Origin of the sequence: Streptomonospora mangrovi (genome assembly GCF_027604915.1) — a bacterium.
GTDB classification, from domain to species: Bacteria; Actinomycetota; Actinomycetes; order Streptosporangiales; family Streptosporangiaceae; genus Streptomonospora; species Streptomonospora mangrovi.
This window is the reverse complement of record NZ_JAJAQC010000052.1, coordinates 25,751-47,159: the sequence shown is the minus strand read 5'-3', so window position 1 is coordinate 47,159 and position 21,409 is coordinate 25,751. Positions and strand designations below refer to the sequence as shown.

The 21,409-nt window shown below is 74.7% G+C and carries 16 protein-coding genes; 13 read left to right on the top strand and 3 right to left on the bottom strand.

The features are described from left to right. Positions 1–56: 56 nt before the first annotated feature. Positions 57–797 carry a GntR family transcriptional regulator gene (locus LG943_RS23425; RefSeq protein ID WP_270074516.1) on the bottom strand — a complete coding sequence of 247 codons (741 nt, stop codon included), beginning with the start codon at positions 795–797 and terminating at the stop codon, positions 57–59. A 177-nt stretch (positions 798–974) separates the two neighbouring features. Here LG943_RS23425 and LG943_RS23420 point away from each other — a divergent pair, with 177 nt between their 5' ends. The 7 genes from LG943_RS23420 (at position 975) to LG943_RS23390 (ending at position 7,692) form a co-directional block, all read left to right on the top strand. Continuing rightward, positions 975–2,018 carry an SIS domain-containing protein gene (locus LG943_RS23420; protein ID WP_270074515.1) on the top strand — a complete coding sequence of 348 codons (1,044 nt, stop codon included), beginning with the start codon at positions 975–977 and terminating at the stop codon, positions 2,016–2,018. A gap of 115 nt (positions 2,019–2,133) precedes the next feature. Then, the gene (locus LG943_RS23415) at positions 2,134–2,382 is read left to right on the top strand and encodes a PTS glucose/sucrose transporter subunit IIB (RefSeq protein WP_270074524.1); all 249 of its coding nucleotides are present in this window, start codon (positions 2,134–2,136) and stop codon (positions 2,380–2,382) included. Between the two features lie 128 nt (positions 2,383–2,510). Next, positions 2,511–2,957, top strand: coding sequence for a PTS sugar transporter subunit IIA (locus LG943_RS23410; protein WP_270074514.1), 447 nt, complete (start codon positions 2,511–2,513; stop codon positions 2,955–2,957). Further along, a complete protein-coding gene (locus LG943_RS23405; protein WP_270074513.1) occupies positions 2,954–3,637 on the top strand; it encodes an HAD family hydrolase in 684 nt (227 codons plus the stop codon). Before LG943_RS23410 ends, LG943_RS23405 begins: the two co-directional genes overlap by 4 nt. Before the next feature lie 62 nt (positions 3,638–3,699). Beyond that, positions 3,700–3,963, top strand: a complete 264-nt coding sequence (locus LG943_RS23400) for an HPr family phosphocarrier protein (RefSeq protein WP_270074512.1) — start codon at positions 3,700–3,702, stop codon at positions 3,961–3,963. A 12-nt stretch (positions 3,964–3,975) separates the two neighbouring features. Then, on the top strand, positions 3,976–5,658 hold the full coding sequence (gene ptsP, locus LG943_RS23395; protein WP_270074511.1) for a phosphoenolpyruvate--protein phosphotransferase: 1,683 nt from the start codon (positions 3,976–3,978) through the stop codon (positions 5,656–5,658). Positions 5,659–5,997: 339 nt separating this feature from the next. After that, entirely contained in the window at positions 5,998–7,692 is a 1,695-nt protein-coding gene (locus LG943_RS23390; RefSeq protein ID WP_270074510.1) for a glycoside hydrolase family 3 protein, read from the top strand. A 136-nt stretch (positions 7,693–7,828) separates the two neighbouring features. Here LG943_RS23390 and LG943_RS23385 read toward each other — a convergent pair whose 3' ends face one another. Beyond that, positions 7,829–9,028 (bottom strand): acyl-CoA dehydrogenase family protein, encoded by a 1,200-nt coding sequence (locus LG943_RS23385; protein ID WP_270074509.1) that lies wholly within the window; start codon positions 9,026–9,028, stop codon positions 7,829–7,831. A 213-nt stretch (positions 9,029–9,241) separates the two neighbouring features. On the opposite strand from LG943_RS23385, the gene LG943_RS23380 reads away from it, so the two are divergent. The 3 genes from LG943_RS23380 (at position 9,242) to pruA (ending at position 12,334) form a co-directional block, all read left to right on the top strand. Next, positions 9,242–9,946: an HAD family hydrolase gene (locus LG943_RS23380; protein ID WP_270074508.1), complete on the top strand. Its 705-nt coding sequence runs from the start codon at positions 9,242–9,244 to the stop codon at positions 9,944–9,946. A gap of 136 nt (positions 9,947–10,082) precedes the next feature. Continuing rightward, the gene (locus tag LG943_RS23375; RefSeq protein ID WP_270074507.1) at positions 10,083–10,547 is read left to right on the top strand and encodes a DUF6912 family protein; all 465 of its coding nucleotides are present in this window, start codon (positions 10,083–10,085) and stop codon (positions 10,545–10,547) included. Between the two features lie 158 nt (positions 10,548–10,705). Next, the gene (gene pruA, locus LG943_RS23370; protein ID WP_270074506.1) at positions 10,706–12,334 is read left to right on the top strand and encodes an L-glutamate gamma-semialdehyde dehydrogenase; all 1,629 of its coding nucleotides are present in this window, start codon (positions 10,706–10,708) and stop codon (positions 12,332–12,334) included. 33 nt (positions 12,335–12,367) lie between these two features. Here the strand turns inward: pruA and LG943_RS23365 are convergent, their stop codons facing one another. Next, positions 12,368–14,026 (bottom strand): hypothetical protein, encoded by a 1,659-nt coding sequence (locus LG943_RS23365; protein WP_270074505.1) that lies wholly within the window; start codon positions 14,024–14,026, stop codon positions 12,368–12,370. Between the two features lie 144 nt (positions 14,027–14,170). Between LG943_RS23365 and LG943_RS23360 the strand changes: the two genes are divergently transcribed. From LG943_RS23360 to prfB, 3 genes are all read left to right on the top strand, one after another. Continuing rightward, positions 14,171–14,869: an HAD family hydrolase gene (locus LG943_RS23360; protein ID WP_270074523.1), complete on the top strand. Its 699-nt coding sequence runs from the start codon at positions 14,171–14,173 to the stop codon at positions 14,867–14,869. A gap of 363 nt (positions 14,870–15,232) precedes the next feature. Beyond that, entirely contained in the window at positions 15,233–20,131 is a 4,899-nt protein-coding gene (locus LG943_RS23355; RefSeq protein WP_270074504.1) for an NAD-glutamate dehydrogenase, read from the top strand. Between the two features lie 46 nt (positions 20,132–20,177). Continuing rightward, positions 20,178–21,293, top strand: coding sequence for a peptide chain release factor 2 (prfB, locus tag LG943_RS23350; RefSeq protein ID WP_270074503.1), 1,116 nt, complete (start codon positions 20,178–20,180; stop codon positions 21,291–21,293). The last annotated feature ends 116 nt before the right edge of the window (positions 21,294–21,409 follow it).

Genomic DNA, 21,409 nt, shown 5'->3' with positions numbered 1-21,409 from the left:
GTACGGGTCGGATGTGGTGGATGCACGGCAGGCGTGCGCGGGGATCCGGGCGCTGGTCAGGAGCCGCTCGGACGTCGGGGATCGAGGCGGGAGTGGAGGGTGTAGCGGTCCGCGCGGTAGCGCGAGACCGCCAGTTCCACGCAGCGGCCGTTGGCGTAGCTGCGGCGCCGCATGGACAGCACCGGGCTGCCCTGGGGCAGCCCGAGCAGTTTGGCGTCGGCGGGGTCGCAGACCCCGGCCTCGATGGTCTGCTCGCCGGAGTCGAGGATGATCCCGTACTCCTGCTCCAGGACGGAGTACAGGGAGCGGCCGGTCAGGGAGTGGCGCTCCAGGTCGGGCGCGAGGTCCACGGGGATGGTGCAGCGCTCCACGGCCATGGGCTCGTCGTCGGCGGTGCGCAGCCGCTCGATGTGGTGGACCGGGGTCTCGGGCGCCAGGCCCATGGCGCGGGCGGTGCCGCCGCTGGCGGGGACGACGCGCCGCAGCAGGTCCTGGGAGCCGGGCCGGAAGCCGCGGGCGCGCATGTCCTCGGTGAAGGAGGCCAGCGCCAGCGACATCTGGATCTTGGGCCGGGCCAGGAACGTGCCCTTGCCGGGGACCCGGTACAGCTTGCCCTCCGAGACCAGCAGGTCGATGGTCTGGCGCACCGTCATGCGGGACAGGCCGTAGCGCACGCCCAGTTCGCGCTCGGAGGGGATGGGGTCGTCCACCGACAGGCCCGTCTCGACGATCCAGTCCAGCAGGATGTCCCGAAGCTGGGAGTACTTCGGGACCGGACTCGTGGGGTCGATCGCCATGGGCGTGCCTGTTCCGTCGTGTGACATTCTGGTATGACTGGTATAGGCCGGACTAGACCACAGGTCGGCTCGGTGTGTCAACATGTGGACGCCCGCATCCGGACCGCCCCCCTGCCCGGCGCCGTCGTCGCAGGTCAGCGGTGCACCGGCGCGGCTGGAGAACCAAGGGAAGACACGATGACAACCACCACCAGCGTCATGCGCGCTGAAATCGCCGAGCAGCCGGCGGCGCTGCGCGCCACGCTCGACACCCTGCTGCCGCTGACCTCGGAGATCGCCGCCCTGGGCCGCCAGACCCGCCAGGTGCTGTTCATCGCCCGGGGGTCCTCCGACAACGCCGCCGTCTACGGCGGCTACCTCCTCCAGGCGCACAGCGGGCGCCTGGCCACGCTCGCCTCGCCCTCCATCGCCACCACCTACGGCGCCCGGGTGGACCTCGACGGCGTGCTGGCCGTGGCCATCTCCCAGTCCGGGCGCACCGAGGAGATCGTGCAGACCATGGCGTGGGCCGCCGACTGCGGCGCCCGCACCGTGGCCGTCACCAACGGCGAGGGCTCCCCCCTGGCCGAGGCCGCCGACGTCGCGCTCCTCACCCGCGCCGGCACCGAACTCGCCGTGCCCGCCACCAAGACCTACACCACCCAGCTCGCCGCGCTGGCGGTCCTCGCGCTGGGGCTGGGCGCCGACCTCGACCCCGCCGAGCTGACCCGGGTGCCCGACGCCGTCGACCAGCTCCTCGCCCAGCCCCAGGACGACGTCGAGGCCATCGTGGAGCGCCTGGTGGGCGTCCAGGGCGCCGTCGTGTCGGGGCGCGGCATGGCGTTCTCCACCGCCCTGGAGGCCGCCCTCAAGCTCAAGGAGGCGTGCTACCTGCACGCCATGGGCCTGTCCTACGCCGACCTGCTGCACGGCCCCATCGCGGTGGTCGACTCCACCACCCCCGCCCTGCTCACCGCCGCCAACAGCGGCCCCACCCTGGCGGGCACGGTCGCCCTGGCCGAGCGGGTCACCGCCGCCGGCGCGCCCGCCTTCGGCATCGGCGGCGGCGCCGCCCTGGCCGGCGCCTGCGACCTCTCCGTGCCGGTGCCCGACCTGCCCGAGTGGCTGGCCCCCATCGGCCTCATCGTCCCCGCCCAGCTCATCACCGAGCGGCTCGCCCGGCGCCTGGGCTACAACCCCGACGCCCCGCGCGGCCTCGGCAAGGTCACCCAGACCTCCTAGGCGCCGCTCCCACCGGGCCGTAAGCTCGGAGAATCCCCAGCGCCCGCCTCCGGCGGCACCGGCCCGCGCGCCCGCGCGGGCCCCCGCCCGGCGCGCCGGCGCTCCTAGCACACAACTGGAGGAACCCATGGCCGACAAGGCAGCGGCGATCGTCGCCGGGCTCGGCGGCGCCGACAACATCGAGGACATCGAGGCGTGCATCACCCGGCTGCGCACCGAGGTCGGCGACCCCGGCAAGGTCGACGAACCGGCGCTCAAGGCGGCCGGCGCGCACGGCGTGCTGATCTCCGGCAACGTCGTGCAGGTGGTGGTGGGCCCCGAGGCCGACGCGCTCACCGACGACATCCAGGACCTGCTGGGCTGAGGCCGCGCGCCGGTCGGCGCCTTTGGGCGCGCGGACCGGCGACCGCGCCCTCCCCGGCGCACCGACATCCGCCACCGGCGCGGCCGGCACCCTGTGCCCGCAGCGCCCCGTTCGACAAGGAGGTGGCCGTGCTCACCGTCCTCACCCCCGTCCCCGGCACCGCCGTCGCGATGAGCGAGGTCGACGACCCCGTCTTCGCGCAGGGGATGGTCGGCCCCGGCGTGGCCGTGCGGCCCGCCCCCCGGCCCCAGGAGGCGGTCGCGCCCATCGCCGGGCGCGTCGTCAAGCTCCACCCCCACGCCTTCCTCGTGCTCGGCGAGGGCGGGCGGGGCGTCCTGGTGCACCTGGGCATCGACACCGTCAAGCTCGACGGCGCCGGCTTCGCCACCCTGGTCGAGGAGGGCGCCGAGGTCGAGCCCGGCACCCCCGTCATCCGGTGGGACCCCGCCGAGGTGGAGCGCCAGGGCATGTCCGCGATCGTGCCGGTCGTGGCGCTGGAGGCCCGGGCCGACGCGGTCGCCGACCCCGCCGCCGGGGAAGTCGCGGCGGGCGACACGTTGTTCAGGTGGGCATGAGCCACCAGAACGACACCTTGCCCCGCGCCGCCCTCTTCGACCTCGACGGCACCCTCATCAACTCCGAGCCGCGCTCCATGGAGGTCTGGTCGCGGCTGCTGGACCTGCACAACATCCCCCACGACGAAGCCACCCTGCACCGCTTCATGGGGCGGCGCGGCACCGACGTCCTGGAGGAGGACCCCTCCCTCTTCCCCGGCGTGACCTGGGACGTCCTGCTGGCCGAACTCCAGGTCATCCAGTCCGCCCCCGACCTGCCCGAGACCCGCGAACTCCCGGAGTCGGCGGCGTTCGTGCGCCGCCTGCACGCCGAGGGAGTGCCCTTCGCGCTGGTCACCTCGGCCGGCCCGCAGTGGGCCGAGATCGCCCTGGAGCGGCTGGGGGTGCGCTCCATGTTCAAGGGGCTCATCACCGCCGCCGACGTGACCGAGGGCAAACCCCACCCCCAGGGCTACCTCGCCGGAGCCGATCTGCTGGGATACGCACCCGAGCACATCGTCGTGTTCGAGGACACACCCGCCGGGATCGAGGCGGGCCGGCGCGCGGGGATGCGCGTGGTCGCCATCACGACCACGCACGACCCCGCCGTGCTGAGCGGGGCCGACCTGATCGTCGACCACCTCACCGAGGTCGACTGGCCCCGGCTGGCCCGCGTCGACCGCCCCGGCACCCCCGCCTGACCCCGCACCGCCCGCCTGACCACCCCGAACCACATCCCAGCTACCCGGAAAGTAGGTGCCTCGTGGCCCAACGCCGAGTCACAGTCGAGTCCAAGGTCGGCCTGCACGCCCGCCCCGCCGCCATGTTCGTGGAGGCCGCGTCCAAGGCCGAGGGGCAGGTGACCGTCGCCAAGGGCGAGGGCACCCCCGTGTCGGCCAAGAGCATCCTCGCCGTGATGGGCCTGGACGTCCGCAACGGCGACGAGATCGTCATCGACGTCGAGGGCGAGGGTCCCGAGGCCGACGCCCTGCTCGACCGCCTCGCCGAGATCGCGAACGCCGACTAGGTGGGGGACGACATGGCGCAGACCTACCGAGGGGCCGGGGTCAGCCCGGGCGCGGGCTACGGCCCCGTCAAGCGCCTGACCCGCGAGGTGCCTCAGCCCGCCCCCGACGCCCGCCACGCAGGCGACGCCGAGGCCGAGGCGCGGCGCGCCGTGGCCGCGATGGAGCAGACCGCCCAGGACCTCACCGCGCGCGGCGAGCGGGCCGGGGGCGAGGCCGCCGAGGTGCTGAGCGCCCAGGCGCTCATGGCCCGCGACCCCGCCCTGGCCGACGACGTCCGCCGCCGCGTGGGCGAGGGCGCCGACGCCGCGCGGGCGGTGTCGGAGGCCATGGCGGTCTACCGCGACATGCTCGCGAGCGCGGGGGAGTACCTGGCCGCGCGCGTCGCCGACCTCGACGACGTGCGCGACCGCATCGTCGCCCGCCTCATGGGGGCGCCGATCCCGGGGATCCCCGACTCCGACAGCCCGTTCGTGCTCGTCGCCGAGGACCTCGCACCCGCCGACACCGCCGTCCTGGACCCCGCCCAGGTCGTGGCGTTCGTGACGCGCGAGGGCGGCCCCACCAGCCACACCGCCATCCTCGCCCGGTCCCTCGGGCTGCCGGCCGTCGTGGCCTGCGCGGGCGCCGACGCCATCGCCGAGGGCACCCTGCTGCTGGTCGACGGCGCCACCGGCGAGGTCGTGGCCGACCCCGACCCCGCCGCCGTCGAGGCCGCCACCACCGCCGCTGCGGCCCGCGCCAGGGCCGCCGCGCAGAGCAGCGGACCCGGGCGCACCGCCGACGGCCACCCGGTGCCGCTGCTGGCCAACATCGGCGGCCCCCAGGACCTCCCGGCGGCCCTGGAGAACGGCGCCGAGGGCGTCGGCCTCTACCGCACCGAGTTCCTGTTCCTGGACCGCGCCGACGCGCCCGGCCACGACGAGCAGGTCGCCGCCTACCGCGCGGTGCTGGAGGCGTTCCCGGGCGGCAAGGTCGTGGTGCGCACGCTGGACGCCGGCGCCGACAAGCCGCTGGCGTTCCTGCCCGCCCCGGCGGCCGAGCCCAACCCGGCGCTGGGGGAGCGGGGGCTGCGGATGATGCGCCGCTTCCCCGAGACCATGGACGCCCAGTTGGCCGCCCTCGCCGAGGCCGAGCGCGGCACCGACGCCGAACTCCAGGTCATGGCGCCGATGGTCACCGACGCCGAGGACGCCGACTGGTTCGCCGCCGCGGCGGCCAAGGCCGGGGTGGAGCAGGCCGGGGTCATGATCGAGGTCCCGGCGGCGGCGCTGCGCGCCCGCCACATCGCCGCCTCCGCCGCGTTCTTCAGCATCGGCACCAACGACCTCACCCAGTACACCTGCGCCGCCGACCGCGAGACCGGCGGCCTGGGCCGGTTCCAGGACCCCTGGCAGCCGGGCGTGCTGGACCTGGTGTCGGTGGCGGCGTCGGCCGCCGCCGAGGCGGGGCGCCCCTGCGGCGTCTGCGGCGAGGCCGCCGCCGACCCGCTGCTGGCGTGCGTGCTGACCGGTCTGGGCGTGACCAGCCTGTCCATGGGCGCCTCGGCGCTGCCGCTGGTGCGTGCGGCGCTGGCGCGGGTCGAGCTGGCCCAGTGCCGGGCGGCCGCCGCCGCCGCGTTGGCCGCGCGCGGTCCTGAGGAGGCGCGCGCGGCGGCCGCCGCCGCCCTGCCCGGCCTGGCCGAGCTGGGGCTGTAGCGCCGGCGCCGATAAAGGTCCGCCCCGACGCGGGCGAGGGGGTCGCGGGGGTTCCCGCGGCCCCCGCCGCGTTCTCCGGGGGCGGGGCCGGCGCGGGAAGGGGGACCGGCGCGGGGGAGCGGGCCGGCGCGCTCTGCGGGGCGCCCGCGCGGCACGCCGGCGGGGCTGTGGACAACGGCCGCCCGCCGGGCCGCGAAACGTTATTGTGGGTCCGCCGGGGCACCCGCCCGCGCCGCGCACGCACGCGGCGGCCTCTTCGGTCCCTCCGGCCCCGCAGCGCCGGCCGCCCGCAGCCTCGCCCGCCGCGCCGCCTCCGCCGCCGTCCTCGGAAGGTCCGCCATGCACCCCTGCCGCATCCTCGCGCTCCTGGGCGCCCTCGCCCTGGTCCTCACCTCCGCCTGCGCACCCGGCGGTGCCGAACGGCCCTCAGACGCGGAGTCCTCGCCCGACGCCCAGGAGCTGGAACGCCGGCGGGAGCGCGAGCGTGAGCGCCTGGCCGAGGAGAAGGCCGAGGAGGTCCTGGCCGGCATGTCCACCGCCGACAAGATCGGCCAGCTCCTGGTGCTCACCGCCGAGGGCACCACCGCCCAGGACAGCGCCGACCTGGTCTCGCGCTACCGCCCCGGCGGGCTCATCTACTTCCCCGAAAGCCTCACCGGCGCCGAGCAGATCGCCCGCATGTCCAACGGCCTCCAGCGGGCCGCCGCCGACCACGGCGCCGGGGTGCCGCTGTTCCTGGGCATCGACCAGGAGCAGGGCATGGTGTCGCGGCTGGAGATCGGCACCCGGTTCCCCGACGCCATGGCGGTGGGCGCCACCCGCGACCCCGACCAGGCCGCCGCCCTGGCCCGCGTCACCGCCGAGGAGTTGGCCGCGCTGGGCATCAACCTCGACTACGCCCCCGACGCCGACGTCAACTCCGACCCCGCCAACCCCGTCATCGGCATCCGCTCGTTCGGCTCCGACCCCGACCTGGTCGCCGACCTGGCCGCCGCCGAGGCCGAGGCGTTCGCCGACGCCGGCGTGGTGCCGGTCGTCAAGCACTTCCCCGGCCACGGCGACACCGCCGCCGACAGCCACACCGGGCTGCCCGTCGTCGACAAGACCCGCCGGGAGTGGGAGCGCGAGGACCTCCCGCCGTTCCGCCGCGCGGTCGAGGCCGACGTCGACGCCGTCATGACCGCCCACCTGGTCCTGCCCGCGCTGGACGACTCCGGCGAGCCCGCCACCCTCTCGCCCCGCGTGGTGCGCGACGTCCTGCGCGGCGAACTCGGCTACGACGGCATGGTCACCACCGACGCCCTCAACATGGAGGGCGTGCGCCAGACCCACGACGACGGCGAGGTCGCGGTGCGCGCCGTGCTGGCCGGGGTCGACCAGCTTCTCATGCCGCCCGACCCCCAGGCCGCCGTCGACGCGCTGCGCGCCGCCGTCGAGGACGGCCGCATCAGCCAGGACCGGCTCGACGCCTCCGTGCGCCGCATCCTCAAGGTCAAGGCCGAACGCGGCCTGTTCGACGCCGAACCCGCCGACGTCCAGGCCGCCGCCGGCGCCCTGGGCACCGACGACCACCGGGCGGCGGCGGCCGAGCTGGCGGAGCGGTCGGTGACCCTGCTGCGCAACGAGGGCGGCGCGCTGCCCGCCGCCGAGGGCGCCACCGTCAGCGTCACCGGCACCGGCGCCGAGGAGATCGGCGCGGAGCTGGAGCGGCTGGGGCTGACCGTCACCGCCGACCCCGCCGGGGCCGACCTCGCGGTCGTGGGCACCCTCAACGCGCGCGGCGACGCCGGCCAGGCCGCCCTGGTGGCCTCCGCCGCCGCCTCGGGCACCCCGGTGGCGGTGGTGGCCCAGGGCAACCCCTACGACATCGCCGACCTGCCCGACGCCGACGCCTACCTGGCCACCTACTCCGCGGTGGACCCCTCGCGCGCGGCGGCGGCCCGGGTCATCGCCGGCGAGGTCGCGCCCTCGGGCCGGCTGCCCGTCGACATCCCCGGCACCGACCTGCGCTTCGGCGACGGCCTGGAGTACTGATCCCGCAGTAGTGGTCGCGGCACCCCGCGGCTGCGCCCGCCCCGGGGTGCCGCGGGCGTCCCCGGCGGGCGGGACCGGCCCGCGCCGCCCGCCCGGCGGAGCCGCCCTGGCGCCGCCGGGCGGGCGGGCCGGGCGCTCAGGCGTGCCGCTTGGTCTCCTGGCGGGCCAGCGCCCGCAGGTGCACCTCGTCGGGGCCGTCGAAGATCCGCATGGCGCGGGCGTGGGCGTACATCTGGGCGAGCGGGAAGTCGTCGCTCACCCCGGCGCCGCCGTAGACCTGGATGGCGCGGTCGATCACCTCCACGGCCGTGCGCGGCGCCGCCACCTTGATCGCCGAGATCTCGGTGCGCGCCTCCTTGGTGCCGTGGTTGTCGATCAGCCAGGCGGTCTTGAGCACCAGCAGCCGGGCCTGCTCGATCGCCAGCCGCGACTCCGCGATCTGCTGCTGCACCACGCCCTGGGCGGCCAGCGGCTTGCCGAACGCCACCCGCTCGTTGGCGCGGCGCACCATCAGCTCCAGCGCGCGCTCGGCCATGCCGATGGCGCGCATGCAGTGGTGCACGCGGCCCGGCCCCAGCCGCGCCTGGGCGATCATGAACCCGTCGCCCTCGCCGGAGACGAGGTTGGCCGCCGGCACCCGGACGTCGGTGAACCGCAGCTCGCAGTGCCCCTCCTGGTCCTGGAAGCCGAACACCGGCAGCGAGCGCACGACCTCCACGCCGGGGGTGTCGCGGGGCACCAGGATCATCGACTGCTGGCGGTGGGCCGGGCCGTCGGGGTCGGTCTTGCCCATGACGATGAACACCGCGCAGCGGGGGTCGGCCGCGCCGCTGATCCACCACTTGCGGCCGTTGATCACGTAGTCGTCGCCGTCGCGCACGATGGAGGTCGCGATGTTGGCGGCGTCGGAGGAGGCGACGTCGGGCTCGGTCATGGCGAACGCAGAGCGGATCCGGCCCTCCAGCAGCGGCTCCAGCCAGCGCTTGCGCTGGTCGGGGGTGCCGAACATGTGCAGCACCTCCATGTTGCCGGTGTCGGGCGCCGAGCAGTTCAGCGCCTGGGGCGCCAGCACCGGCGAGCGTCCGGTGACCTCGGCCAGGGCGGCGTAGTCGGTGACGCTGAGCCCGCTCACGTCGGGCAGGAACAGGTTCCACAGGCCGCGGCGGCGCGCCTCGGCCTTCAGCTCCTCCATGACCGGCGGCAGGTCGTGGTTGTCGTGCCCGGCCTCGGCCCGCCACCGGTGGTAGACGGGTTCGGCGGGGTAGACGTGCTGGTCCATGAACTCGTGCAGGGTGGCGAGGTACTCCCGCGCGGTGGGGCTGGGGTCGAAGTCCATGTACCGCAGTATGCCATCCGACCGACTGGTCGGTACCGTGTGGTCCGGGTGGTGGCGGTCCGCCGCCGCGACGGTTGGCCGCGCCCCGGCGCGGGAACAAACCCGCCCCGGGCCTGCGGCGACGACGGGCGCCCCGCCGCGGGCGGGGCCGCCGGGCCGCGCGCCGGCCCGGCGCACGGCGGCGGGCGCCCACGAGCGAAGGCGAGGCAGTACATGGCCAAGCAGTGCCGTGCGATCATCACCGACTGGGGCGGCGTGCTGACCTCCCCCCTACGCGAGACCATCGACGCCTGGCTGGTGGCCGACGGCATCGACCGCCAGGGCTACCGCGCGGTCATGCGCGCCTGGGTCGAGGGCGCCTACGCCGGCGGGCCGGCCGGCGCCAACCCCATCCACGCCCTGGAGCGCGGCGAGGTCGCCGTCGCCGAGTTCGAGCGGCTGCTGGCCGCCGAACTCCGCCTGCTCGACGGCGGCCCGGTGCCCGCCGAAGGGCTCATCACCCGGATGTTCTCCGGGTTCCACCCCGTCGAGGAGATGTACGCGCTGCTGCGCCAGGCGCGCACACGGCGGGTGCGCACCTGCCTGCTGTCCAACTCCTGGGGCAACGGCTACCCCCACGAGCGCTTCGCCGACACCTTCGACGCCGTCGTCATCTCCGGCGAGGTGGGCATGCGCAAGCCCGAACCCGAGATCTTCCGCCACGCCGTCGAACTGACGGGCGTGCCCGCCGAGGAGTGCGTGTTCATCGACGACATCGAGCACAACGTGCGCGCCGCCGTCGAACTGGGCATGACCGGCATCCTGCACACCGACCCGGCCGAGACCCGCCAGCGCCTCGCCGAGACCTGCGGCGTGGAGTTCGACCCCCTGCCCACCCCGCCCAGCCCGCCCCGGCCCACCCGGCCCCGGGCCTCCTGACCGCCGGCCGCCGAGTCGCCGGGCGCACCGCCCGGCGGCTCTGGCACACTTGGCACGCCGCGCGCACCGGCCCGCCGCCCGCGCCCGGCCGCCCCCCGTCCACCCGCCCGACCCGCCGATTCGACCAGAGCCACGGATGCGCATCTACCTTCCCAGCACCTTCACCGGCCTCGCCGCCCTCCTCGACGACGGGCACATCGGCGGCGCCCCGCTGCGCGCCTACGCCGTCACCCCGCACCTCAGCGGCGGCGACCGCCCGGCCGACGACGAGGAACTGGAGTACGAGGCGCTGCGCGGGGCCGCCCGCGCCAGCGTGCGGCTACTGGCCGCCGACCCCGCCGCCCCGCGCCGGCGCGCCGTGGTCGCCGCCGAGATTTCCGAGGCCGCCGTGGCGGCCGCGCCGGAGGCCGACGACCCCGCCGCCGTCACCGTGGCAGGGACGGTGCCGCTCAAGCGCGTCGCCGCCCTGCACGTCGACGCCCCCGAGGCCGCCGACGCGATCGCCGCGGCCGCCGCCGACCCCGCCGCCGGGCACGACGACGACCACGAACTGCTCTGGTACGCCGTCCAGGAGCTGCCCGACCTGCTGGGCCGCCGCTGAGGCGCGCCCGCGCGCCCCGCCCCGCCGGCGCACCCGCGCGCCGGACGATTACCGCACACGCGCCCCCGGGTATGCATGACCGCGTGGAGACCGGCGCCGGCCCGCACCCGGCCCGGCGCCGCCCAGGCCACGCCCCACCCCGACCGGGAGGCAGTGCGATGGACGCCGTCACCAACGTCCCCGAGCCCGTCAACGAACCCAACCTCACCTACGCGCCGGGGACCCCGGAGCGCGCGGCGGTCGAGGCCGAGATCGCGCGGCTGTCGGCCCAGGAGGTCGACCTCGGCCAGACCATCGGCGGCCAGACCGCCCTGGGCGCCGGCGAGCCCATCGCCGCCGTGCGGCCCCATCGCCACGGCCGCGTCCTGGGCCGCATGACCAACGCCACCGCCGCCGAGGTCGCCCGCGCCGTCGACGCCGCCCGCGCGGCCGCGCCCGCCTGGCGCGCCATGCCCTTCGACGAGCGCGCCGCCGTGCTGCTGCGCGCCGCCGACCTGCTGGCCGGCCCCTGGCGGCAGACCCTCAACGCCGCCACCATGCTGGGCCAGTCCAAGTCGGTGCAGCAGGCCGAGATCGACGCCGCCTGCGAGCTGATCGACTTCTGGCGGTTCAACGTCGCCTTCGCCCGCCGCCTCTACACCGAGCAGCCGATCTCGGTGCGCGGCGTGTGGAACCGCCAGGAGTTCCGCCCGCTGGAGGGGTTCGTGCTGGCCATCACCCCGTTCAACTTCACCGCCATCGCCGGCAACCTGCCCACCGCGCCCGCGCTGATGGGCAACACCGTGGTGTGGAAGCCCTCGCCCACCCAGACCTACTCCGCCTACTTCCTGCTGCGGCTGCTGGAGGAGGCCGGCCTGCCGCCCGGGGTCGTCAACATGGTCACCGGCGACGGCGCCGCCGTCTCCGAGGTCGCCCTGGCCCAGCCCGACCTCGCCGGCATCCACTTCACCGGCTCCACCCGCACCTTCCAGCACCTGTGGCGCACCGTGGGCGCCAACATCGCCGACTACCGCGCCTACCCGCGCATCGTCGGCGAGACCGGCGGCAAGGACTTCATCGTCGCCCACACCAGCGCCGACCCCGCCGTGCTGCGCACCGCCATGATCCGCGGCGCCTTCGAGTACCAGGGCCAGAAGTGCTCGGCGGCCTCGCGCGCCTATGTGCCGCGCAGCGTGTGGCGGACGCTGCGCGACGACCTGGTGGCCGAGGTGGAGTCGCTGACCATGGGCGACGTCACCGGCGACCTCTCCACCTTCATGGGCGCCGTCATCGACGACCGCGCCTTCGCCAAGAACGCCGCCGCGCTGAAGCGGGCCGCCGACACCGACTCCATCACCGTGCTGGCCGGGGGCGGCGCCGACGACTCCGAGGGCTACTTCGTGCAGCCCACCGTCATGGAGTGCGCCGACCCCGAGGACGACGTGTTCCGCACCGAGTACTTCGGCCCGCTGCTGGCCGTGCACGTCTACGACGACTCCCGCTACGACGACGTGCTCGCGCAGATGGCCGACGTCGCGCCCTACGCGCTCACCGGCGCGGTCATCGCCCGCGACCGCTCCGCCATCGCCGCCGCCGACACCGCCCTGCGCTTCTCGGCCGGCAACTTCTACGTCAACGACAAGCCCACCGGCTCCATCGTCGGCCAGCAGCCCTTCGGCGGCGCCCGCGCCAGCGGCACCAACGACAAGGCGGGGTCGGTGTTCAACCTCGCCCGCTGGGTCAGCCCGCGCGCCATCAAGGAGACCTTCGCCGCCCCGACCGACTGGCGCTACCCGCACATGGGCTGAGGACCGCCCGCCCGGTGCCGGCGTGCCGGGCGGTCAGCCCGCCAGCAGTCGCCGCACCTTCGCGAGTTCGTCCTGCGCCCGCGCCGCCGCGTCCTCGGCCGCGGCCAGCTCCGCGCGCCACTCCCGGACGCCGGTGTCGGCCTTGGCGCGCAGGGCCCGCCGCGCGTCGGCCACCGACGCCGCCGCGGCGCGGGCGCCGGCGCGGTCGCGGTAGGCGAACCCGCCCGCCGCCGCCAGTCCCGCCGCCGCGACCACCCACAGCACGGCGGTGCCCAGCAGCGCCGCCACCGCCGCCAGCACGGCCACCCCGCCCGCCGCGGCGGCCCTGATCCGGTCACCCCGGTCGCGGGCGTAGGCGGCGGCCAGCGCCGCGTCGGCCGCCGACAGCGACGCGGGGTCGGGGCAGGCGGAGGTCACCCGCACCCGGCGGCCGTGGTGGGTGACCTGGGCCTCGTCGGGCACGGGCTCGCCCGCCCGCCGGGCGAGGTCCTGGGCGGCGGCCAGGACGGCCGGCGCCTGGACCGCCACCGCGAGCGCGCGCCGGGACGCCGGCGCCGAGGCGGCGGCGTCGGCGCGCAGCAGGTCGGCGGCCGACCCCGCCGGGTCGGTCCAGGCGGCCACCGGGTCCTCCGGCGAGGCGCCGCCGCTGCTTTCCACGACCGCGCGCAACTGGGCGGCGCGCGCCAGCAGGGGCGCCTCCTCGGTGCTGCCCTCGTCCACCAGCAGCCGCAGCGTCTCGGCGGCCTCGGGGGCGACCCGCACGGCGCCCGGCCCGCTGCCGCCCGCGCCGGCGCCCGCCGACCCGGCCCCGGCCCCGTCCCCGGCCTCCGGCGCCAGCGCCTCCTCCAGCCACGCGCGCAGCGCCGCCAGCCGGCTCGCCGCCACCACCCGGGCGTGGGCGGCGCCGCCGCCCCCCTCAAGCACCCGCGCGCCGGAGGCCGGGGTCGAGGCGGGCGCCACGGTGGCCCAGAAGTCCGCCGCCGCCTCCGCGCCGCCTCCTCCCTCCTCGGCGCGGCGCACCGCGTCGGCGGCCAGGGCGCGCACGTACTCGCGGGCGGGGCCGCCCAGCAGGCCGTCGGCCGCCAGCAGCCACAGCGCCCGCTGGTGGCGGGCCACCTCGTCGGGCAGTTCCGGCAGGATCTTGGGCAGGATCCAGTCGGCCAGCGCGGGCGCCTCGTCGGGCGCCGCCGTCGCCGCGGCCAGCAGCGCGAACGTGCCCGCGCGCAGCGCGTCCAGCGCCGCCGCCTCGCCGACCCGCCGCCGGGCCGCCGCGGAGTCGCCCCGCACGGCCGCGGCCAGGCCGCGCGCCGCCGGGCACAGCCAGTAGCCCGCGACGTCGTCGCGGTCGCCGTCGTCGGCCGCCTCCCCGGCCAGCATCCGGTGGGTGCGGTAGCGCGCCACGGCGGCCTCGGGGAACATCGCCAGCAGCGCCCGCACGTCGCTCAACTCGACAAAGGCGTCGAAGGAGGTGGCCAGGCGGTCCAGCCGCTGCTCCAGGCTGCCGCTGATGCGCCGCATCTCGGAGTTCAGGCGCGAGTGGGTGCTCGCCAGGCGCGCGTCGAGGTCGTGGATGGCCTCGTTCTGCCGCTGGTCGGCGATCCGGCCGCCGAAGCTGTTGTCGCTGCCGAAGAAGCTGTTGCTCAGGTTGTTGACCACGGGGCCGTCCTCGGGGCTCAGGGGGTTCAGCGGCATTGACGCTCCCGGGGGCGGCGGCGTTCCATCGCGAGCGGCGGCCAAACCGCGGTGCAGGCCCCCGGGCGCCCGGCGTGGGGCAAAATAAGGGGGCGAACACCCGCACACCCACCCCTCAAGGAGCCTCCCATCAGCCGGCTGGTGTTGTGGAATATCGACCTCACGCTCGTGGACGTCGCCCAGGTCACCCGGGCCGCCTACGCCGAGGCGTTCGAGCGCGTCACCGGCGCGCCGCTGGTCTACCTCGCCTCCACGAGCGGCCGCACCGACTCCGAGGTCTTCTTCGAGTTCCTGGCGCGCAACGACGTCCGCCTCGACCCCGGTGAGGAACCCCTGGCCGACTTCATCGAGGCGCTGGGGGAGTCCTTCGCCCGCCGCCGCGACCAGTTGACCGTGCGCGGGCGCGCCATGCCCGGCGCGCGCGAGGCGCTGGCCGCCGTCGCCGCCCTGGACGACACCGTGCAGACCGTGGTCACCGGCACCATCATGGCCAACGCCGTGGCCAAGCTGTCGGCCTTCGGCCTGGACCGCTACCTCGACCTCAGCATCGGCGGGTTCGGCTCCGAGCACTACCCCAAGGCCAGCCTGATCCAGTTCACCCGCATGCGCGCCGCCGAGGCCCGCAACGCCGCGTTCTCCGAGGCCGCCACCGTCTACATCACCGAGTCCCCGCGCGACGTCGAGGCCGCCGTCATCGGCCACGCCACCCCCGTGGCGGTCGTCAGCGGCTCGGCCACCGAGTCCCAGTTGCGCGCCGCCGGCGCCCAGCACGTCCTCGAGGACCTCACCGACACCGACCGCCTGCTCAGCGCCCTGCGGCAGGCCACCGCCGCCGCCACCTGACGGCCGGTCCCGGCCGCCCTCTTGTGCCGGTGCGCCCGCCGCGTACCGTGTACGGGGGAACGCGCCGAACGCCGGGTACCGCAATGCGCCGCTAAACAAGCTAAACGCACAGTTAACGGTGTTGATCGCGAATCCGGGGTAGCCCACCCGCTAGCCTGGGCGCAGGCGGGGGCCGGACAACGCCGTCCGGCCGGACACCCGCCCCTGTGCGCACAGGCCCCGCCCCTCCCCGGGCGGCCCCCGCCGACCGCGCCCCCGCGGGCGCCGCCGGCGCACAACTTCATAGCCGTCATACGACCCTTTTCCGGGCCCACCGGCCCCGAGCCGGCCCCCCAACGACTCACAAGGGAGTGAGATCGCACCATGTCCGGGCAGCACGCCGATGTCATGGACCACCTACTGCGCGACTCCGTCGAGCAGTGCTCCGACTGGCCTCTTCTCGCCGACGCCCCCGGCGGCCCCGAAGGCACCCGCCGGTTCCTCGGGTTCTACTACCGCCACGTCGCCGTCGAGGAGCTGAGGGAGCGCGAGCCGGCCGAGATCTGCGGCCCGGCGGCGGCCCACCTGGCCTTCGCCCGGCACCGGCCCCAGGGCCGGGCCAAGGTGCGCGTCTACACCCCCACAGTCGAGCGCGACGGCTGGGACAACGGCAACACCGTTGTCGAGGTCGTCACCGACGACGCCCCCTTCCTCGTCGACTCCGTCACCATGGAACTGGACCGCCGCGGCATCGGCTACGCCGTGGTCATCCACCCGCAGGTGCGCGTGGCCCGCGACGTCGCCGGCGACCTCCGCGAGATCGAGCCCGGCCCCGACTTCGACCCCGACGGCCTGGTGCCCCTCCAGGAGTCGTGGATGCACCTGGAGATCGACCGCCGCCCCGACCCCACCGCGCAGAAGGAGCTGGCGGCCGACCTCGAACGCGTGCTGGCCGACGTCCACAACGTGGACGAGGACACCGACCGCATGCGCCGCCAGGCCCGCCTGCTCGCCGACGAACTGGAGCGCACCGCCGACTCCATCGCCGCCGGCGGGGTCGACCCCGCCGAGATCCGCGAGAGCGTGGCGTTCCTGCGCTGGGCCGCCGACCGCCACTTCCACTTCATGGGCTACCGCGAGTACCGCCTGGTCACCAGGTCGGGCGAGCCCGCCGACGCCGCCGACTCCGCCGAACTCGGCCTCAGCCCGCGCACCGGCACCGGCCTGGGGCTGCTGCGCGGCGACTCCGCGGTCTCCGAGAGCTTCGCGCTGCTGCCGCCCGAGGCCCGCGCCAAGGCCCGCGAACCCCACGTCCTGGTGCTGACCAAGGCCAACTCCCGCGCCACCGTGCACCGCCGCAAGTACCTCGACTACCTCGGCGTCAAGCGGTTCGACAGCGAGGGCCGCGTCGTCGGCGAGTACCGCTTCCTGGGTCTCTACACCCACGAGGCGGTCACCATGAGCATCACCGAGATCCCGATCCTGGCGCGCAAGCACGCCGAGATCCTCCAGACCGCCGGGTTCGACCCCGACAGCTACGACGGCAAGGACCTCACCGAGATCCTCGAGGGCTTCCCCCGCGAGGAGCTGCTCCAGACCCCCGTCGACCAGTTGCACGACATCGTGCTCAGCGTGCTGCGGCTGCGCGAGAAGCGCGGCACCAAGCTGTTCCTGCGCCGCGACCCCTACGGCCGCTACATGTCGTGCCTGGTCTACATGCCGCGCGACCGCTACAACACCGACGTCCGCCTCGACATCCAGCGCGTGCTGGCCCGCGCCTTCGAGGGCGCCACCATGGACCACAGCGTCATGGTCGGCTCCGCGCCCTTCGCCCAGCTCTACCTGGTGGTGCGCGCCGAACGCGGCCGGCTGCTGGCCGAGTACGACCACGCCGCCCTGGAGGCCGAGGTCGTGGCCGCCACCCGCTCCTGGGCCGACGACCTCTCCGACGAGCTGCGCGCCCGCTTCGGCGCCGCCCGCGCCGCCGAACTCCTCGACACCTACGGCGGGGCACTGCCCGAGGGCTACAAGGTCGACACCCCCGCGGCCACCGCCGTGGACGACCTCCACCGCCTCGACCAGCTCGGCGACGACGAACTCGCCGTCAACCTCTACCGCCCGGCCGCCGCCGAGCCCGGCGAGTGGCGGCTCAAGGTCTACCGCAAGGGCGAGCCGATCTCGCTGTCGCGGGTGCTGCCGCTGCTGGAGCACATGGGCGTGCAGGTCAACGACGAGCGCCCCTACGGGGTCGCCGGCCCCCGCACCGGCCGCGCCTGGATCTACGACTTCGGCCTGGCGCCGCTGACCGACGCCGTCGAACTCCCCGCCAACCGCCTCAAGCACCTCTTCGAGGAGGCGTTCACCGCGCTGTGGCACGGCCGCGGCGAGTCCGACCGGTTCAACGCCCTGGTGGTGCGCGGCGGCCTCGACTGGCGCCAGCTCACCATCCTGCGCGCCTACGCCAAGTACCTGCGCCAGACCGGCAGCACGTTCAGCCCCGCCTACATCGCCGACGTGCTGGTGGCCAACGTGCACGTGGCCAACCTGCTGGTGCGGCTGTTCGAGTCCCGGTTCGACCCCGACCACGCCACCGGCCGCGCCGAACGCACCGAGGCCATCACCGAGGAGATCCGCGGCGAGCTGGACCAGGTCGCCAGCCTCGACCAGGACCGGATCCTGCGCTGGTTCCTCGCCGCCATCGAGGCCACCCTGCGCACGAACTACTACCAGGGCCGCGCCGACGGCGCCAAGCCCTACCTGGTCTACAAGCTCGACCCCCAGCGCATCCCCGACCTCCCGGCGCCCCGGCCCCGGTTCGAGATGTACGTCTACTCGCCGCGCTTCGAGGGCGTGCACCTGCGCTTCGGCGCGGTGGCGCGCGGCGGCCTGCGCTGGTCCGACCGCTTCGAGGACTTCCGCACCGAGATCCTGGGCCTGGTCAAGGCGCAGATGGTGAAGAACTCCGTCATCGTGCCCAGCGGCGCCAAGGGCGGGTTCGTCTGCAAGGGGCTGCCCGCCGGCGGCGACCGCGACGCCGTCATGGCCGAGGTCGTGGCCTGCTACAAGCAGTTCATCAGCGGCCTGCTGGACGTCACCGACAACCTCGTCGGCGGCGAGGTCCAGCACCCCGAGGGCGTCGTGCGCTACGACGCCGACGACTCCTACCTCGTGGTCGCCGCCGACAAGGGCACCGCCACCTTCTCCGACATCGCCAACGGCATCTCGGTGGAGCGCGACTTCTGGCTGGGCGACGCCTTCGCCTCGGGCGGCTCGGTCGGCTACGACCACAAGGCCATGGGCATCACCGCGCGCGGCGCCTGGGAGTCGGTGAAGTACCACTTCCGCGAGATGGGGGTGGACATCCAGAACGAGGACTTCACCGCCGTGGGCATCGGCGACATGTCCGGCGACGTGTTCGGCAACGGCATGCTGCTGTCGCGCCACACCCGGCTCGTCGCGGCGTTCGACCACCGCCACGTGTTCCTCGACCCCGACCCCGACCCCGAGCGGTCCTTCGCCGAGCGCCGGCGCCTGTTCGACCTCCCGCGCAGCAGTTGGGCCGACTACGACACCTCGCTGATCTCGGCCGGCGGCGGCGTGCACCCGCGCACCGCCAAGTCCATCCCCATCACCCCGCAGGTCCGCGAGGCCCTCGGCATCGACGACGGCGTGACCGCGCTGCCGCCCTTCGAGCTGATCCGGCACATCCTCACCGCGCCGGTGGACCTGCTGTGGAACGGCGGCATCGGCACCTACGTGAAGTCCGCCGCGGAGTCCAACGCCGACGTCGGCGACAAGGCCAACGACCCCGTCCGGGTCAACGGCGCCGACCTGCGCTGCAAGGTCGTCGGCGAGGGCGGCAACCTCGGCCTCACCCAGGCCGGGCGCATCGAGTTCGCCAAGGCCGGCGGCCGGGTCAACTCCGACTTCATCGACAACTCCGCCGGCGTGGACACCTCCGACCACGAGGTCAACATCAAGATCATGCTCGACCGCGAGGTCCGCGAGGGCCGGCTCACCAAGCCCGAGCGCGACGAGCTGTTCCTGAGCATGACCGACGAGGTTGCCGACCTGGTGCTGGACAACAACTACGCGCAGAACGTCGTGCTGGCCGCCGCCCGCCGCCAGGCCGGCGCCATGATGCACGTCCACGCCCGCTACCTGCGCAAGCTCGAACGCGACGGCCGGCTCAAGCGCAAGCTCGAGACCCTGCCCGACGACAAGGAGATCGCCGCCCGCCGCCAGGCCGGCCAGGGGCTGACCGGGCCGGAGTTCGGCACCGTGCTGGCCTACACCAAGAACACCCTCAAGGACGAGATCGCGGCCTCCGACCTCGCCTCCGACCCCTACCTGCGGCGCACCCTGGTCGACTACTTCCCCACGGCGCTGCGGGAGCGGTTCGCCGAGGCCATGCCGGGCCACCCGCTGTGCCGCGAGATCATCACCAACCAGATCGTCAACGACATGGTCAACCGGGGCGGCACCACCTTCGCCTTCCGCGTCAACGAGGAGCTGGGCGCCGCGCCCGCCGACATCGCGCGGGCCTACCTGGTGGTGCGCGAGGTGTTCGGGCTGGGCGACTTCTGGCGCGCGGTCGAGGGCCTGGACCACTGGGTCGACGCCGGGGTGCAGTTGGCCATGCTGCTGGAGGCGCGCAAGCTCATCGAGCGCGGTGCCCGCTGGCTGCTGCGCAACCGCAAGTCGCCCTTCGACCTGGGCGACGAGATCGCGGCGTTCGCCGACGGCGTGGCCGAACTCGTCCCGCAGCTTCCCAAGCTGGTCAACGGCCGCGACCGCCGGTCCTTCGCCGACCGGCGCGACCGCTTCACCAAGGAGGGCGTGCCCGCCGAGCTGGCCGAGCGCGTCGCCGCGATGGTGCCCGCCTACTCCACGTTCGACGTGATCACCGTGGCCCAGCGCACCGGGCGCTCCCTGCTGGACGTCGCCGAGGTCTACTTCGACCTCGCCGAGAGCCTCCAGATCGGCACCCTGCGCGAGCGCATCATCGCGCTGCCGCGCACCGACCGCTGGCTGACCATGGCCCGCGCGGCGCTGCGCGACGACCTCTACGCCGCCCACGCCGAGCTGACCCGCGAGGTCCTGCTGTGCGGCGAGGCCGGCGAGCACCCCGACACGCTGCGCGAGCGGTGGCTGGAGCGCAACTCCGTGGCGGTGGGGCGCTCCGAGCAGACCCTGACCGAGATCCGCGAGGCCGACCAGTGGGACCTCGCCACCCTGTCGGTGGCCCTGCGGTCGGTGCGCTCGCTGCTGTCGGCCGACTAGCCGCCGCCGTCCGGAAACAGCGTGCGCAGACCCTAGACTTGAGCCTGTGGCAGACCTAGACCCCGCGGAAAAGATCAAGGAACTCTCGTCGACGCTGGCGAGCGTCGAGGCCGTGCTCGACCTCGACGCCAAGCAGCGCGAGATCGAGGAGCTGCGCGAGCAGTCCGCCGACCCCGAGCTGTGGAACGACCCCGGCGAGGCGCAGAAGGTCACCCGCAGGCTCTCCAACCTCGAATCCACCGTGGGCAAGGTCGGCAGCATCCGGCGCCGCCTCGACGACCTCAGCGTGCTCTACGAGCTGGCCGCCTCCGAGGACGACGCCGACACCCTCGCCGAGGCCGACTCCGAACTCGACTCCCTGCGCGGCGACATCGGCGAGCTTGAGGTCCGCACCCTGCTCAACGGCCCCTACGACGAACGCGAGGCCCTGGTCACCATCAACTCCCAGGCCGGCGGGGTCGACGCCGCCGACTGGGCGCAGATGCTCCAGCGCATGTACCTCCGCTGGGCCGAACGCCACGGCTACCCCACCGAGGTCTACGAGACCTCCTACGCCGAGGAAGCCGGCATCAAGTCCACCAGCTTCGTCGTCAAGGCGCCCTTCGCCTACGGCACCCTGCGCGGCGAGCACGGCACCCACCGCCTGGTGCGCATCTCGCCGTTCGACAACCAGAACCGCCGCCAGACCTCGTTCGCGGGCGTGGACGTGGTGCCGGTCGTGGAGCAGAGCGACCACATCGACATCGACGAGAGCGAACTCCGCATCGACGTCTACCGCTCCAGCGGCCCCGGCGGCCAGGGCGTCAACACCACCGACTCCGCAGTGCGCATCACCCACCTGCCCACCGGGATCGTGACCTCCTGCCAGAACGAGCGCTCCCAGATCCAGAACCGCGCCACGGCCATGTCGATGCTCCAGGCCAAGCTGCTGGAGCGCAAGCGCCGCGAGGAGCGCGCCGAGCTGGACGAACTCCGCGGCGAGAGCGTCAGCAGTTGGGGCACCCAGATGCGCAACTACGTGCTGCACCCCTACCAGAGCGTCAAGGACGTCCGCACCGGCGCGGAGTCCGGCAATCCCAGTGCGATCCTCGACGGCGAGATCGACGCGTTCATCGACGCCGAGATCCGCTGGATGCGCAGCCAGGAGGCGGCCGAGGGGTAGGGGTCGCGCGGGGTTCTCCGCGATAGCAAACCGGCGGTGCGTCCGTTACGCGGTATATGTGAGCGTTACCGCCGGTTGACAGTTCCGATATGCTCGTGTCGGTTGTCCGCCGGGAC